13 protein-coding genes and 1 tRNA gene are annotated in these 17,085 nt (G+C 36.1%); 8 read left to right on the top strand and 6 right to left on the bottom strand.

From position 1 onward, the window contains the following. Positions 1 to 681: 681 nt before the first annotated feature. The 3 genes from MP477_RS15655 (at position 682) to MP477_RS15645 (ending at position 5,662) form a co-directional block, all read left to right on the top strand. Positions 682 to 1,497, top strand: a complete 816-nt coding sequence (locus MP477_RS15655) for an alpha/beta hydrolase (RefSeq protein WP_257191125.1) — start codon at positions 682 to 684, stop codon at positions 1,495 to 1,497. A 305-nt stretch (positions 1,498 to 1,802) separates the two neighbouring features. Further along, positions 1,803 to 4,292, top strand: coding sequence for a glycoside hydrolase family 95 protein (locus tag MP477_RS15650; protein WP_257191124.1), 2,490 nt, complete (start codon positions 1,803 to 1,805; stop codon positions 4,290 to 4,292). 251 nt (positions 4,293 to 4,543) lie between these two features. Further along, a complete protein-coding gene (locus tag MP477_RS15645) occupies positions 4,544 to 5,662 on the top strand; it encodes a polysaccharide lyase family 1 protein (RefSeq protein WP_257191123.1) in 1,119 nt (372 codons plus the stop codon). A 503-nt stretch (positions 5,663 to 6,165) separates the two neighbouring features. Here MP477_RS15645 and pelA read toward each other — a convergent pair. The 6 genes from pelA to MP477_RS15615 form a co-directional block, all read right to left on the bottom strand. Beyond that, positions 6,166 to 7,188, bottom strand: a complete 1,023-nt coding sequence (pelA, locus tag MP477_RS15640) for a pectate lyase (RefSeq protein ID WP_257191122.1) — start codon at positions 7,186 to 7,188, stop codon at positions 6,166 to 6,168. Positions 7,189 to 7,195: 7 nt separating this feature from the next. Beyond that, complete coding sequence (locus MP477_RS15635; RefSeq protein ID WP_257191121.1) at positions 7,196 to 8,377, bottom strand: DUF4861 domain-containing protein; 1,182 nt, start codon at positions 8,375 to 8,377, stop codon at positions 7,196 to 7,198. Between the two features lie 181 nt (positions 8,378 to 8,558). After that, positions 8,559 to 11,564, bottom strand: coding sequence for a LamG-like jellyroll fold domain-containing protein (locus MP477_RS15630; RefSeq protein ID WP_257191120.1), 3,006 nt, complete (start codon positions 11,562 to 11,564; stop codon positions 8,559 to 8,561). A gap of 240 nt (positions 11,565 to 11,804) precedes the next feature. Next, positions 11,805 to 13,307: a serine hydrolase gene (locus MP477_RS15625; protein WP_257191119.1), complete on the bottom strand. Its 1,503-nt coding sequence runs from the start codon at positions 13,305 to 13,307 to the stop codon at positions 11,805 to 11,807. Between the two features lie 548 nt (positions 13,308 to 13,855). Then, positions 13,856 to 13,940: transfer RNA gene (locus tag MP477_RS15620), tRNA-Ser, on the bottom strand. Positions 13,941 to 14,107: 167 nt separating this feature from the next. Beyond that, a complete protein-coding gene (locus MP477_RS15615) occupies positions 14,108 to 14,557 on the bottom strand; it encodes a GNAT family N-acetyltransferase (protein WP_230041263.1) in 450 nt (149 codons plus the stop codon). 197 nt (positions 14,558 to 14,754) lie between these two features. Between MP477_RS15615 and MP477_RS15610 the strand changes: the two genes are divergently transcribed. From MP477_RS15610 to MP477_RS15590, 5 genes are all read left to right on the top strand, one after another. Next, positions 14,755 to 14,925 (top strand): hypothetical protein, encoded by a 171-nt coding sequence (locus MP477_RS15610; protein WP_230041264.1) that lies wholly within the window; start codon positions 14,755 to 14,757, stop codon positions 14,923 to 14,925. A gap of 89 nt (positions 14,926 to 15,014) precedes the next feature. Then, positions 15,015 to 15,356 carry a nuclear transport factor 2 family protein gene (locus MP477_RS15605; RefSeq protein WP_257191118.1) on the top strand — a complete coding sequence of 114 codons (342 nt, stop codon included), beginning with the start codon at positions 15,015 to 15,017 and terminating at the stop codon, positions 15,354 to 15,356. Positions 15,357 to 15,538: 182 nt separating this feature from the next. After that, entirely contained in the window at positions 15,539 to 15,871 is a 333-nt protein-coding gene (locus tag MP477_RS15600; protein ID WP_230041266.1) for a helix-turn-helix transcriptional regulator, read from the top strand. Positions 15,872 to 15,933: 62 nt separating this feature from the next. Further along, positions 15,934 to 16,407: a DUF6428 family protein gene (locus MP477_RS15595; RefSeq protein ID WP_230041267.1), complete on the top strand. Its 474-nt coding sequence runs from the start codon at positions 15,934 to 15,936 to the stop codon at positions 16,405 to 16,407. A 65-nt stretch (positions 16,408 to 16,472) separates the two neighbouring features. Continuing rightward, positions 16,473 to 17,084 carry a low molecular weight phosphatase family protein gene (locus MP477_RS15590; protein WP_257191117.1) on the top strand — a complete coding sequence of 204 codons (612 nt, stop codon included), beginning with the start codon at positions 16,473 to 16,475 and terminating at the stop codon, positions 17,082 to 17,084. The last annotated feature ends 1 nt before the right edge of the window (position 17,085 follow it).

Raw genomic sequence — 17,085 nt, 5'->3', positions numbered from 1 at the left:
ATATTTTTATAGGGTAAAATGTCTGGAAGAGGGACAGTTGAATGAAGCATTTATGCCATTTAGAGAAGATTTTCTTAATTCTTAATATGGAATGTTGGCTAATCGCAAAGGAGCAAAGTTTTTCTAATTTTTAATAATGCTTTAAGACGCAAGGATTTTATCGAAGATAAAATTAAATTGGTTACCGTTGATGGAGTGGTTAAAATTTTACGGAAAGGTGACGGTTTTTTTGCGCAGCCTGATATTTTTATAGGGTAAAATGTCTGGAAGAGGGACAGTTGAATGAAGCATTTATGCCATTTAGAGAAGATTTTCTTAATTCTTAATATGGAATGTTGGCTAATCGCAAAGGCGCAAAGTTTTTTTAATTTTTATAATGCTTTAAGACGCAAGGATTTTATCTTCGATAAAATTGATTACCGTAAAAACTTGTTGAAAATCTATGATTTTCTTGCGCCCTAAAAATTTAAATACACTTAAATCCTTGCGCCTTTGCGATTAACCAAAAATATAGATTCTTTAAAATTAAACCAATTTAAAAACCTGTTAGGTTTAGCAAATATACTTTACAGTAATTAAAAAAATTAATAAGCTATGAAGAAATCTGTTTTCATCTTAATAATTATACTTTTTAATCAAATATCCGCACAGGAAAAAATAAATATTTGGCCAAAAGGTCAGATGCCAAATTCTAAAGGATTATCATTAAAAACCGAAGAAAAAGACGGCAGAATTGTACAGATAAAAGAAACCGAACTTTTTGCTTTTTTACCTCCCAAAGAAGACAGAAAACAGATGGCTGTCATCATCATTCCCGGTGGCGGATATTACAAACTTACCTACGATCTGAATGGTTTCCAAATTGCAAAATGGTTTAATACATTGGGAATTTCTGCTTTCGTTTTGAATTACAGATTACCGATTTCTCCCGATGTTAAGCAAAGAGAACTTGCTCCATTGCAGGATATTCAGGCGGCTATAAAATATCTTAGAAAAAATGCCGGGCAATATGGTATTTCGCCAGATCAGGTTGGTGTGATAGGAACTTCCGCAGGTGGACATTTGGCTGCAATGGCAAGTAATATTCCTACAGATTATACAGAATTAAAAGGCGATTGGGAGAATATTTCTACCATCCCGAATTTTGCAGTTTTGGTTTCTCCCGTTATCGACTTGGGCGAATTTGCACACGTAGGAAGTCGAAACAGTCTGCTTGGTGAAAATGCTTCTCCTGAAAAGATTAGCGAGTATTCTATGCAAAACCGAGTGACAGAAAAAACACCGCCTACCCTGTTGATTCATGCACAAAATGATAAAACGGTTCCTGTAACGAACAGCATTCTGTATTATCAGGCAATGATAAAAAATAAAGTGAAAGGCGCGTTGTTCATTTTTCCTGAAGGTGAACATAAAATCGGAATTATGAATAAAACCGAATTGACGGATAACTGGAAAAAATTATGCTCAGACTGGCTGAAAACTATTGGCAATAAATAATTGGTAATGAGTAATTAAAATAATCTTTTGTTGGTTTTCGCAAAGGCGCAAAGATTTTAAACATATTTATTTTTTAAGACGCAAGAACACTTCGACGAGCTCAGTGTGACATTCCTAATACTAACTGTTGATTTCAATACTGTCATGCTGATTTTGTTCAAACATCAATAACATAATATTTTCAACAAGTTTTACCATAATCAATTTTATCGGAGATAAAATCCTTGCGCCTTAAAGCATTATTAAAATTAAAAAAAACTTTGCGCCTTTGCGATTAACCAACAAACAATTTAACACTTTAAACTATGCTAAAAATCATTCAACATAAAATATCTTTGCTGGCTTTTGGAACTTTTATTTCTATTTCTGTTCAGGCACAGCAGAATTTAAAGCTAACCTATAGTAAACCTGCAGAAAACTGGAACGAAGCACTTCCTATTGGAAACGGAAAACTAGGAGCAATGGTTTTTGGCGGTGTTTCACAGGAACATCTTCAGCTTAATGAAGAGACGATCTGGGCAGGAGAACCCGGAAATAACGTTCCGAAAAACACGTTTGACAGTATTCAAAAAATAAGGAAACTGTTGAATGAGGGTCAATTTGGAAAAGCGCAAAATCTTTCCAACAAAACATATCCGAGAGCCGCACCAAAAGACCTGAATTACGGAATGCCTTATCAGACGATGGGCGATTTGTTTCTGGATTTTAAAGGTCATGAAAACTTTCAACATTACAACCGGACTTTAGATATTGAAAAAGCTTTAAGCACCGTTTCTTATGAAGTGAATAACGTGACTTTCAAGCGTGAAATTTTCACTTCTTTTGCTGATAATGTGGTTGTGATCAAATTATCCTCCAATAAAAAAGGAAGCTTGAATTTTTCCATAAACGCTACTACTCCACATGTGAAAAAATCAATTTTTACAGAGAAAAATCAATTGGTGATTACTGGAACGAGCGGCTCAGTTGATAATAAAGTAGGAAGAATCAATTTCAAAACGGTTGCTGTTCCTGTTTTAAAAGGTGGGCGATTAACCTCAAATCAAAGTCAATTGACTATTTCAGGAGCAGATAAAGTGGTAATTTATATTTCAATCGCTACGAATTTTAAAAAATACAATGATCTTTCAGGAAATCCGGATCAAAAAATTTCGGAATACTTAAAATCAGCTTTAAGCAAAAAATATGATGCTGAATTAAAAGCTCACATAGAAAAATATCAGAACTATTTTAATCGGGTAAGCCTAAATTTGGGAACAACAGATCAGGCAAAAAAAACAACCGATGTCAGAATTAAAGAATTTGCCCATTCAAAAGATCCTGATCTGGTGGCTTTATATTTCCAGTTTGGCCGTTATCTTTTGATTTCATCTTCACAACCGGGAACTCAGCCCGCCAATCTACAGGGAATCTGGAATTATCAACTCAATCCCGCTTGGGACAGCAAGTACACAGTCAATATCAATACAGAAATGAATTACTGGCCTGCGGAAAATACGAATTTAAGTGAAATGCACGAACCGTTATTCGACATGGTTCAGGATTTGTCGGTTACAGGACAGGAATCTGCCAAAGAAATGTATCACGCCAGAGGCTGGAATATGCACCATAACACCGATTTATGGAGGATCACAGGCATTGTGGACGGCGGTTTCTACGGAATGTGGCCGATGGGCGGTGCGTGGCTTACACAGCATCTTTGGAATCACTATTTGTACACCGGAAACAAAGAATTTTTGAAGAAATATTATCCTGCTTTAAAAGGTTCGGCTTTGTTTTATCTGGATGTTTTGCAGCAAGATCCTTCCAAAAAATATCTGGTTGTTTCGCCTTCCATGTCGCCGGAAAACACCTATATGAAAAGTGTCGGAATTACTGCGGGAACAACGATGGATAATCAGTTGGTCTTTGATGTTTTTAATAATTTTATTAATGCTTCAAAGGTTCTTAATGAAGATAAAAATCTTTCGGATGAAGTAAAAACTGCCTTACAAAAACTTCCACCCATGCAGATCGGGCAACATGCCCAGTTGCAGGAATGGCTGAAAGATATGGACCGAACTGATGATAAACACAGACATATCTCACATTTGTACGGACTATTTCCTTCGGGGCAGATTTCGCCTTTCAGAAATCCTGAATTAACGGAAGCAGCTAAAAATTCAATGATGTATCGTGGCGATAAATCTACAGGCTGGTCGATGGGCTGGAAAGTGAATTGGTGGGCAAGATTATTGGATGGAAATCGTGCTTTTAAATTAATTTCAGACCAATTAACGCCTGCTCCGATGGAAACAAAAGGGCAATCCGGCGGAACTTATCCGAATCTTCTGGACGCCCATCCGCCGTTTCAGATTGATGGAAATTTTGGATGTACTTCGGGAATTGCAGAAATGTTGATTCAAAGCTATGACGGCTATCTTTATATTTTACCGGCTCTTCCTGATGCTTTGCCAAACGGTTCTGTTAAAGGTTTAAAAGCAAGAGGTGGATTTGAAATTGATATGGATTGGAAAAATTCTAAGCTGACGAAATTAGTTATAAAATCTACTTTAGGAGGAAATGCGAGGGTTAGAATTGCTAAAGATGTGATGGTGGCTTCTAGAACTTCAGCCACCAAAGCTCAATTGAAACCTGCAACAGGAGAAAACCCGAATGAATATTATCAGATTAATACCATTAAAACTCCTTTGGTTTCTGATCAAGCTGAATTGAAAGGTTTTCCCGTTCCTGAAACTCAGGTTTTTGATTTTGATACTGAGAAAGGCAAAACCTATATTTTTGAAGTACAATAGTCTTCAATAAATAATAAATCTCCCGCAGATTTCACGGATTGCGCAGATCTTTTTCTGTAAAACATTTGGAATTTGCAGGAGTTTTATTTTAATTAGAAGTTATTTAAATTAAAATAAACATACATCAAAATGCAACCGATTGAACAAACAAAATAAATAACATTATAATTATATAAATATTAATACATTAAAATATAAAACAATTAATTATATATTTAATAATTTTAAAAATCAAAAAAAAATTATAAACTATGAAAACAACATTTAAAGTTGCCTTTCTGACGGCAGCTCTATGTTCGGCTTTTACCCTGACGGGCTGCGGACAGGAAGACCTCAAAACAGATCTGACGGAAAACCCAAACGATTTTGCCCTGAAAAGCACCCTTATGACGAACGCAGTGGCTCCTTTGGCTGATTGTCTCGCTCCGGGATGGGCTTCTCAAAACGGCGGAACAACCGGTGGCGGAACCGCAACTGAAACTACGGTTACCACCTACGCTCAATTAAAAGCCGCTATCGAAAACACTGCCATAAAAGTCATCAAAGTAACCGGAACAATTACGATTACTGCCCGTTTATCATTTCAGGATCAAACCGGAAAAACAATCTACGGAACGAGCGGTGCCAAATTGGTTTCAACGGATCAGACAAAAGACGGTTCTGGAATTATCAATATTAAAAGATGTAACAATATCATCATCCGAAACCTGATTTTCGAAGGTCCCGGAGCGTATGATACAGACGGTTGGGATAACGCTATTGTAGACGATTGCCGAAATGTATGGATTGATCACTGTGAGTTTAGAGACGGCGTTGATGGAAATTTTGACATTAAAAACAAATCAGATTTCATCACGGTTTCCTACACGAAATTTCACTATTTAAAGCCTCCAAAAGCCGGTGGTTCAGGTGGAACTGCTGATCACAGATTTTCAAACCTTATCGGTTCAAGTGACACTTCAACAACAGATGCCGGAAAACTGAATGTGACATTCGTTCGCTGCTGGTGGGCACCGGGCTGCAGGGAGCGTATGCCTAGAGTGAGATTTGGAAAAATCCATATCGTTAACAGCTATTTCAACAGTTCTGTGAGCAATAAATGTATTGCTGCAGGCGTTCAGGCAAATATTCGTGTAGACGGAAACGTGTTTGAAAATGTAAAAGAGCCCATCAATTTAATGACCGGATATACTGCTGTAACCGTTACTTCAAACAATACGTTTACGAATGTTACCGGAAATACGGCAGGAAGCGGAACAGCTTTTACTCCACCTTATGCAATTCCAACGTTGTCTTTATCTTCCGTAAAATCTGATGTGACGGCAAAAGCTGGAGCAACTTTAGGAGGCAATATTTGCAATACTTTATAAATAAAAATTAGAATTAGAAACGAAAATGACTGAGCGTAGTACTCAGTCATTTTCTATTTACAGTCATATTTCCTTTTATTTTAGGAGCTTTTTACCACTTGAAGTTTATGCTGAGTTGAGTCGAAGTATTGCAATCTTTTTTTCAAAAAAGGATTTTCACTCAATCGGGGCTAGAGTATTAGGAATGGTTACTTCGAGAACCTCAGCCACCTGGTGCGCTCCGTCATTGCGAGGAGTGGAACGACGAAGCAATCTCATTATGTTATTTTTATATGTTATTTCAAGTGTTGAGATCCTTCTAGGATGAAAAACTTTATGGTTAAGCTCTTTTTTATGTTACTTATGAAATGTCTTTACTTCGAAAGACGATAGGTTCTACAAATAGATTGCCTCGTCGCTTCGCTCCTCTTAATGACACCAAAAATACTACAACTCTCTACTCTCAAACACTCTCACTCTAAAACCCTAAAACTCTCCCATACTCAAACACTCCAACCTTCAAACTAAGGCATCACATTATTCTTCTGCGCCCACTTTGGAAACTCTTTATTGATCAGTTTATCCGCAAAATCACCAAACCAGCTGTAGCCGTTTCTTCTTTCCTCAGAAACTTCGTTATAATCATATTTTACACTTCCGTCGCGGTCGCCAAAAAGAGGTTTATTGGTATTTATATCATAAAATCTCGCCCAAATCACTGAATTTTTATCTTCAGCCAATGTGCGGACTGCTTTTCCGTTTACTTTTGAAACATTATAGCTGTAGCCTTCGATTTTATTCTGTTTAAACCAATTGACGGCAGATTTTATCGACTTTTCAATTTCGGGAGTTACTGGTTGCATCATTAAAAATCTTACAATTCCCACGGATTCTGCAGTGGCCAGAGAAATAGGCTCAAAAGCTCTGGCTTTGTCGGGTTGAAGGGTAATTTCATTGTATTGATCTGCCCATATTGTTGGCATTCCTTTTTGTAAAACCTGAGTTTTTAAGATACATTCTATTCCTTTTTGAACAGCTGTTTTCGATTTTTCCTTTAATTTTGAATCAACCACATCAAAATCATTTTTACCTTCCGCCACGTTATATAAAACTGTCAATGCGTTGATCATTGCATTATCATTGTAAGTGATTTGCTTCCTGTAAATAGCGGAATTAGGATAATACTGAGGAAAGCCACCATTTTTATACTGCATCAAAAGAAGATATTGAATTCCCTTTTCGGCAGACTTTAAATATTCTGTATTTTTTGTGGATTTGTAGGCTTTTATTAATGCGTTAATTTCTCTTGATGTCGCATTATTATCGATTGTTGCGTGATCATCACCCGTTTCTTTGATCTTTTTTAAAAGATTTTTATCTAAAGGTGAATTATAGTTCACCACAGATTTATCATTAAGCTGTTTTCCCCAACCTCCGTTTGGAAGCTGATAAACAAGTATTTTTTCCGCCAATGTATCTTTAACCTGAGCAGAAAAACTCAAACTTATTAAAGAAAAAGCGGCTATAGAAAGTTTTAATTTTATCATTAAATTTTTATTTAACCTTAATAATTAATGGGTTGGCAATAATCTGAGATTGTTTTTGCAATACAGTTTCCCAGTCTTTTTGTGTTTGAATCTGTCCGCTTTTCTGCCATGCAAATCCGGCATAATAAGTGAGCTTATTTTGAGGTTTTGTCACAATTAACAGGTTGCTCTGATCCGGGACCTCGGATTTAAAGGCTAAGGATTTTTCAACAATTTCAGGATCTACCACTACTCCTTCCCCTACAAAAGCATCATCTATTTTTTCCCAATGAAGATAATATCCGTTTTTATCATTGAGTTTTGTTTCGCCTTCGTTTTTATGGAGAGTTATCCCGATTGTGTAGTTTGGAACTGGCTTTTCAGACTGAAAATTAGATTCAAATTTCGAAAAATTGGAACCAAGATCTAAAGAAATCCGTTTTGTTTCTTTCACTCCGAATTCACTCCAGGAATTGTATGTTAATTCAAAAACCGTTCTCAACGGACCTTCAGCAATAGTTTTGGAGCTAACAAAATTTTGTGACACCTGAAGTTTTTCATTTACCCAAATCCCAATTCCACCCGTTCCGCGACTATCGCCAACGTGGTAAGGATCGTAGCCTTCACCTCTTGTGTCTTTGTGGTAGTACAAAGGATCGGTCAGGTATCCTTTATACCATTTGTTGATCACGGGTTGGTCGGTTCTTTTGAGCCAGATATCAACTCCGCTGGAAAGTGTGCTTCCTTTTATCCCTTCCAAGGCTTCTTTCTGACCTTTCGGGCCATAGACACGAAATGCTATTTTATCATTCTCCCAGGCATAATCATCTACTCTTTCGGGAACCAATCTTGAATACGTTGAAATTTTGCTTTCAGGAATTGGAATTTTTCCGTCTGCAATAATGGTATAGAAATTTGTTTTTTCCGCTTCAATATTGGCCTGAAAAAGCAGTTCATCGTTTTTTCCGTCTCCATTATAATCGATCCATTGAATTGGCAGTATCTTATTACTGCCGTCTTTTATTCTGAGGTCAGATTCGCTGCTCGTTTTTAAAAAAGAAGCTAATTGAGAAACGGGTATTGAAACAACTTCATTCCTTGAAAAACTCAACGTATTTTTTATCTGAATAGAATTTTGTGCCTTCAGAGAAGAATCAATGCAAACGATTGCACAAATGAAGCCGGAAATTAAAAATTTTGTCCTAAGCATATTATTCATTTGAATTGTAAAAACTCAAAAATAATGATAACTTTCTTATGAACGTAAAAAAAAATAATAATTTTAAATCTAAAGGTTAGAAAAATTCAAAATAATGTTAAAAGAAGAAGTCCTTCCAAATGGTTTGAAAGGACTTCTTTTTAAATATGAACAAAATTAAGCTTTGATGATTTTATTTAATAATAATTTTAAAATTACTATTCAGATTTTCTCCTGAAACATTGAGGAGATAATTGCCTGAGACTTTTTTGTCGTCAATATTTAATTTAAATAATCCGTTTCCATCCGTATTAATCTTCTCTTTGACAACGATTTTTCCTGTCAGGTCAATAATTGTCGCTGTTAAACTCGATTTTTTATACTCAGGAAGCTTAATGGAAATCTGGTCTTTTGCTGGATTTGGATATACTGTCCCTGCATTTTTGCTGATACTGAATTCATCATTACTCAATACTGCCTGATTGTACAAAGCAAAAATTTCCGCCGGAGATAATGCATAATTGTACATTTTAAGTTCGTCGAAAGCACCTTTGTAAGAAGCCGGAGCATTGGCCGTTGATAAAAATTCAAGTTCACCAATATTCCCGATGATCAGATCACTTGCTTCACCGATACCTGTAACTGCCGTTTCGTCTCCTTCAGTGCTTAAAACACCATTAGTATAAATTCTCATTTTATGCGCAGCAATATCTCTCTGGATCACAACATGTACCCAGCTATCGGTAAAATAATTCGCAACAGGTGATGTGATTTCCTTTTTCGTAACATCATCATCAATAGCATATCGCAGCTGACCTCCTTTGATTTCTACATTGAAACGTTTGCCGGTAGCTCCTGTTGCCGTATTTTTAGTGAAAGAACCTTTACACAACACATAAAGGCTTGTAGCCGAAGATGATGGAATCATGCTGGTTGGCGCTTTCATCCAGAAAGAAACGGTAAAAGAATGATTATCAAATAAAATATGATCCTGATGAGGAATACTGGCGATGTACATATTAGCAGGTGAAGTTGCCAGATTGAGGGCATTGTTCTCTTTTCCCGGTACTCTTACACTGGCATTATCATAAGCTGTATCTAGTATACCATGATTAGCAAAAGATGTTACATCTGTAATCTGTGACCCTGCGGAAGGAGCTTCAGCAAATGGCCAGTTTCCGACAAGCTCCGGCGTCAATGCCCGGAAATTCCATACATCTCCTGTAGTAACACCAAGGGTATTAGAAGCATCAATTCTCCAATAATAATTGGTTGCTGTATTTAAATTAGTAAGCTGATACGACGGTGTAGCAGAATAAGGTACGGTAGCAATATTGCTTAAATTTAAAGGATTTGTTCCGAAATAAACGGTGTACGTTATTGTATTTGAGCTGCCATTCCATTTTAAAAGCAGGTTTCCACCGTTCAGATCAACATTATTATTGCCGGTTGCCGGAATTGGGTTAATTGCTTTTGTGGGAGCTGACGGGACTGGCGGCGTGGTTACTGAGGTATTTGAGGTGTAAACCGAAGATTCTAAGGCATTCGTTGCTTTAATTCTATAATAATATTGGGTATTGGGCGTTAAACCGACTTCATTATAACTTGTTACATTCGCAGCCAATGTTGCAATGACAGTAAAATTAGTACCATCGGTAGAGCGTTCTACCACGTAGTTAGTTTCATTCGCAGCATTATCATTCCAATTAACAGTTAAAGAGCTTGAAGGTGAAGTTCCTGTTGTTGTCACTGCATTGGTAAAATTCACATTTGTTGGCGGAATAATAAAATCCGGAGGAGTTGTATTGGGTAAACTGTTAATATAAACCTCAATATTCAGATACGGAGCATGGGTTGTGCTTACTGCCAAAGCATCAAAAACATTAGGATTCAGTCCATTGGCTGTTTCCCATGCATCCGGCATTCCGTCATTATCCGTATCCAAAGGAGCCGGTGCCCCATAAACGTGTCCTGCACCGCCATTAGTAAAGCCAAATTGAGTCGTTAAATCCGTTTGTACATAAACATAAGTAGCCGTTGTCCCTTTTGACAGTAAATCTGAAATCATTAAACCATCTACCTGATCCCGTCTCGGATAAGATGCCCCCACACTGGTAACAATTTTATTGTATGCTTCCTGAGCGGTTAATGCCGGGGGTTTCATCGGATAATCGTAGGGACCAGCCATTATTGCTGCCGGATCTCCTACAGGGTATCCCGTTAAGTTTTGAGGAACCGCAATTCCATCTAGTACTCCGTTTTTATTATTGTCAAAATAATTTCCGGAACCGTATAAATTAAAATTGGCATTTCCTACACTGAAAGGTGTTGTAACCGTGCTGCTTGTATTGGGACCTCCGATGAAATAATTGTTGATGATATTGGCAAAAGAACTTCCTGCCGAATCTCCTCCCATGATGTATGCCTCCCCGGATTGAGTGTGACCGTAGGTGTTCCCGTAATTTCCCCAATTGTAAACCACATTGTTGACAAATTCATTAATTCCTTTTATTTTATTGTTACGGGTTTTATTACAGATATATAAATTTCCGATTAAACTGATCTTACCTCCTGGCGGCGGCTGCATTAATCCTCCTGCAGAATGATTGTGGCGGTGCATTCCCTGTCCTATAATAGAATTCTGAATCGTTATATTATCAGGACTCGTACCGTTATTATCCCAGTTAACTGAAAATACTTCGTCTGTACCCCATGTAAAAGTCATATGATCCAAGATGATATTTGCTCCATTGGCGATTCCTGATGCATCCTGATTTTGAGATGTTCCGCCATAACGGATACGAAGATATCGGGCAATCGTATTATTGGCTCCTGTAAATGATACTCTGGGGCCCAAAAATACGATTCCTTCTCCGGGAGCAGTCTGTCCGGCAATCGTTGTATTAGCAGCCACAGCAACAATCGACTGTAAATTAACAATACCTCCTACTTTAAAAATGACAAACCGCCCCGGCTGGCTCACGGCATCACGAAATGAACCGGGTCCACTGTCATTTAAATTTGTCACTAAATAAATTTGAGGGTTTGCAGCACCTCTTGCTCCCGTAGTATATCTTCCAAACCCGGTAGCTTCCGGAAATGCTAATGTCTGAGCACTGAAATCAATAGTGGATAATGCTAATCCACAAAAAAGTAAAGATTTAAGAGTTGGCTTAAACAGTAAAGATTTGTTTTTCATACATATTAATTTTGTGTTAACTAATCTATTCACAAAACCAATAATTAGTATCCTGTCCCGTCCTGCCGATCTCTATATCAGTCAATTACAAAAATACAATTTCAACCGGATAGCTTATATGCCTGTTTATGCTTAAAATCAAAATTGCCGCAAAAGTATTTCTCACCTATTCTGTTTTGCCATTTTATACTGGGGATATCTATTTGTATAATGTAGCCTTAGGAATTCTATAATCATCCATTACTTTCCTATCTCTTTTTCTATTTTCAGGAGCATTTCTTTTGCATTTGGATTTGTTGGTTCCAATTCTAAAACTTTTTGATAATCTTTTTTTGATAGCTGATATTCTTTTTTATTGAAGTAAGCTTCACCACGGCTGTCGTAAACATTTGCTGAATTTGGAAATTCATTCATATTCAAAGTTAAAATTTTGATGGCAGAATCTATTTGACCATTATTCAAATATTCATACCCCAACATATTAAGTTCACTTTCATCCGAGAAATTGTAATCATTAGGGTTAGTTTTCTTCAGATTTTTGTACAATTCAATTCCTTTGTCTACACTTTTTGACAACTCTTTTCTTATTGTTGCAGAAATTGACTCTTTACTTGATTGTAAAGGGTAATTTTTAAATTGATTCAATCCTGCAATACTTGCCACAATTTCTTCTACCATCTTATTGCTATTGCCATTGGTCATTACAACAATTCCATTTCCATCTTCGACACTTCCCAAATAGAAGCAAATAAATCCGTCAGTTCCGCCACCATGCCTAAAATATCTCACGCCACTAAAATCATCTGAAAATGTTCCAAAATCTTTTTTCAATCTTTTTTCCGACATTTCTTTAGACAAAATTTTATTTGATTTTCCTAATAATGACAATTGGGTTTCAATAACATATTTTGCTAAATCTGTTGGGTTTGTCCATAAACCGGCAGCCGCTTTTTCAGGGTAAATATGATACTTCCCTTTCACCTCTTTATCATAATTATAGCCCGTTGCCAACAAATTTTCTTTATCTTTTACAGGAGGTTGGCTGAAAGAACTGTTATTCATTCCCAATGGAGTCAAAACATTTTTCAGCATGTAGTCTTCATACTTTTCGCCGGTTGTATTTTCGAGAATTAATTGAGTAATCGTCGTTCCGCCACCAGAATACTGAAGCTTCAAACCTGGCTCAAACACAGACCTGACGGGACCGGAATTGGAAGGCTTCAGACCTTCAAGGATTTGAATTATCGTAGGTAAAGCTGCCCCTTTTTCATATCCTCCGAAACCATGAACCGACAAACCTGCGGTATGATTCAATAAATTGGCTATAGTGATTTTCTTGCCTTTTGAAACATCATCATAAGGGAATTTCCAGGTTTTCAGATCATTGTTAATATCATCATCCAAACCTAATTTTCCTTCCTGAACTAACTTTAAAATACCTAAACTATTAATAGTCTTACTAATAGACCCTGCTTGAAACAGCGTTTGGGGAGTCGCTACTCTTTTTTCAGATGCATCCGCAAAACCGTACGCTTTCGACCATTCTATTTTGTAATCTTTAATCACTGCAATACTTACTGCGTTGACATTATAAAAAGACATTCTATCTTTTAAAGAGGTCTTCTTTTTTGATTGGTCCCAATGGTAGAAATCGTTTTCAAATAATTTGATTTTATCGTTGACATTTTGTGCAAAAATGTTCAGCGACAAAAACAGTATGATGATTGCTTGTATTTTTCTCATAGGTCAATAATTGAATGTATGGTTTCTTTTCTCTGTTGATATAATGACAACTCATACAACCTTTCTGTTACATTTCAATGATAATACTCCAACTCTCAATTGCTTCCGCTTTTTTCCCTCTTTCAAAAAAGCATTATGACCTTCATTTTGTTTTAACCATCAGTCTTTTATATTTATTAACTGTTTGAAAAAGGGAAAATCTTCATACCAAACAATAATTTATTATCCCGGAGCTCTTCCGGGATTTTTGATTAACAAGGCTAAATAAACTAAAAGCTTCCAATAATAGGATGCTTTTGTATTTTTATAAGTATTGCAAAGTTTATAAGTATTTATTTTTGTCAACAATAATACTAACCTGGTACAATTATTTTTTATTAATAATATCTTTTATATATTCATTTTTCATAGGTGTCATATAATCATACAGAATATCAAAAGACTTTTATTTTTGAATGATAGTGAAAAACATTTTGTGCAGTTTTTTGGAGTTAAAATAAAAAACCGATGAATATTTTCTCTATTCATCGGTTTTTACACTTTTCTTGCGGAGAGTGAGGGATTCGAACCCCCGGACCTGTTACAGTCAACAGTTTTCAAGACTGCCGCAATCGACCACTCTGCCAACTCTCCTTAAACTCCGGCTATACCGTTGTTTTCAGTGGTGCAAATATAGAAAAATTTATATTAATTCACCAAATAAAAAACAAAGCACTGTCTATAGCTATTATTTCCTCTGTAGTGAATTGAATTTCAATTTTTAGAAATAGCATAAAGCTCTTCTCCTATCAGTTGTTGGGCTAGCTTTTGAATTCCATTTTCATACTATATTTATCAATTCCTTCAGCAAAACCATCCGGAACAATATCCGCAATGCTAAAACCATTTTTTTTATAAAATTCTGCCGTATGTTGTGAGGTTTCGATTCTGAGACTTTTATCAGGGTACATGTTTTTCAATAGATCCAGCCTAAATTGAGTTAATAACTTACCAATGCCCTGCCCATGGTAGTCAGCATGTACCATTCCCCAGGACAGCCCTGCCTCATTATTCTTTGCGTCGAAAAAAATTCCGCCACAGCCTACTAACAGACCATTATTCTTAATTACATAGTAGTTTTCTTCAATTTCATAATCCAAAAAATTTTCAAACAGACGAAGCTCTTCAACAGCAAAATATTGGGGTTGATTACTTTTAAAGATTTCGATACAATTCTCTCTGAAAGATGGTATGTATTTTGTGATTTGCATAGCGATTCATAACTGTCACTAAGTTACAACAAAAATAACTCCAATAAATAATTAGAAACCAGCTTTTTATATATCGAATCTATGTTAATTACCATTTACTATAGGTTATCAGCAATACTGGCAACATTTATCATCTTCGAAGAATGTCTATTAATTATAACTTGGCATAATATTTTAATGAACTAAGAAAAAACATTATGAATGCAATTAAAAAATTAGGCCTTGCTGTTCTTCTCGGATCGTTTGTTTTTTCCTGTGCACCCAGACTGAAGCCCAATGGAAATCATGGTCTTCCTCCGGGACAGGTAAAAAAGGTTACAGGCGCTAAGTCAGCAAAACAATATGCACCGGGACAATACAAAAAGTAATTTGATATATTTTCGGATTACCCTAATGTGCGGCTACCCTTGGTAAAAATTCTGTCAAGTTTATTTAGAAATGAATAACATCAATACCTATGACCAATAAGGAAATTTTAGAAAAGGCAAATTCTGCTATCTCTAAAGGAGATTATGAAGATTTTCTGGCTTTTTGTACTGATGACGTTATATGGACTTTTGTGGGAGATCAGATTTTACGTGGCAAAGAAGAAGTACGGCAGTACATGGCAAAAACATACCTTAAACCTCCAAATTTCAGTGTGGAAATTATAGTTGCGGAGAGTGAATTTGTAACAGCTGTTGGGAAAATACGTGTAAAAAATAAAAACGGGCAATCTTCTGACCACTCTTATTGTGATATCTGGAGATTTGAAAATAAAAAAATGGCCGAGTTAACGGCCTTTGTAGTCCCCGGCTAATTTATAGCTTAGACTTTTGGGGGGCAAGCATTATTCTTATAGAAAAGGTTTTATAACCTCTGCCACAAATTACAAATCAATATACTTTACAGCTAACTGCAAGAACTTCAATAAAATTATTTTGATGATATAAGAGTATATTAAAATATATCGTAATATTGCAATATTAAAATTACTGTAGTATGGGACTTACCAAGACCGAAATTTTTGCAGATCAGCACAACAAACTTGCTATAGCATTTAAGGTGTTAGGACATCCCGCACGAGTCGCTATACTCCAATATATTATTGACAAAAAAGCCTGTATCTGTAATGATCTGGTGGAAGAATTAGGTTTGGCACAAGCTACCATTTCGCAGCATCTTAAAGAGCTGAAAAATACAGGTATTATTCAGGGAACCATCGAGGGTAAATCAGTTTGCTACTGTATCAATGAGAAGATCTGGAAACAGTTTCAATATGAGTTTAACGGCTTTTTCAACCAGGAAGTTACAGTATCGAGCTGTTGTTCATAGCTTTTTTACTTTTTAACATCGTTATATTGCAATATATAATTTAAATATTTACATTAAATAAAATGAAATTATCAGAAATCAAAGAAATTTTGCCAACATTGGAAAATGTTGAATTTCAATTGGAAAACGGGAGATTTGTTCCTGAACACTTTCATGTAACAGAAGTAGGTCAGGTCACTAAAAACTTTATTGATTGCGGGGGTGTCATCCGTAATGAGAAAGTGGTCAACTTTCAGCTATGGAATGCAAATGATTATGATCACCGTCTAAAACCCGGAAAGTTACTGCATATTATCAAGATTTCCGAAGAAAAACTGGGAATTGAAGATAGGGAGATTGAAGTGGAATATCAGAGTGACACCATCGGAAAATACGATCTGGAGTTTAATGGAAAGACTTTTGTGCTGAAAAGCAAAACTACAGCCTGTCTTGCTCAGGATGCTTGTGGTATTCCTCCTGAAAAACAAAAGAAAAATCTTTCTGAGCTTACGGTAAACCAAAGTAACTCTTGTACACCTGGAGGTGGATGCTGCTAAGAAGACAGGCTATTTATCAAAGTGCATATAACATAGTAAGAGAAGTCTAAATTAAAATACTAAAAATGAACCAAATAATCTTAGAAAGTATTGAGGCTCTTTCAATTGACACAATTTCAGAGGAAAGAAAAACAATTTTACAGCCATTAGTTAATTACATACAAAGCAAAGTGGAGACTAACCAGACTATCCGGTTAAATTTCATCTGTACACATAATAGCCGAAGAAGCCACCTGTCTCAGATCTGGGCCCAAACAATGTCTCATCATTTTGGCATTAAAAATGTGTATTGCTATTCAGGAGGTACAGAGGCAACGGCTATGTTCCCAAAAGTAGCAGAAACACTGAATAACCAAGGCTTTCAGATCCAAAAACTTAGCGAAACTGAAAATCCTGTCTACGCTGTAAAATACGCACAAAATGAATCAGCTATCATTTGTTTTTCTAAAGAATATAATAACGAATTCAATCCTAAAAATGAATTTGGCGCTATAATGACCTGCAACAATGCGGATGTAGGCTGTCCCATAATATTTGGAGCAGAAGCCAGATTTCCTATAAAATATGACGATCCTAAAGCTTCTGACAATACCCCGGAACAGACTCAGGTTTACACAGAAAGAAGTTCACAGATAGCGACAGAGATGCTTTATGTTTTTTCACAAATAAAGAAATAGA

The organism is Chryseobacterium sp. WG23 (genome assembly GCF_024586575.1).
Lineage (GTDB): Bacteria > Bacteroidota > Bacteroidia > Flavobacteriales > Weeksellaceae > Chryseobacterium.
This window is presented reverse-complemented; position numbering and strand designations above follow the sequence as displayed.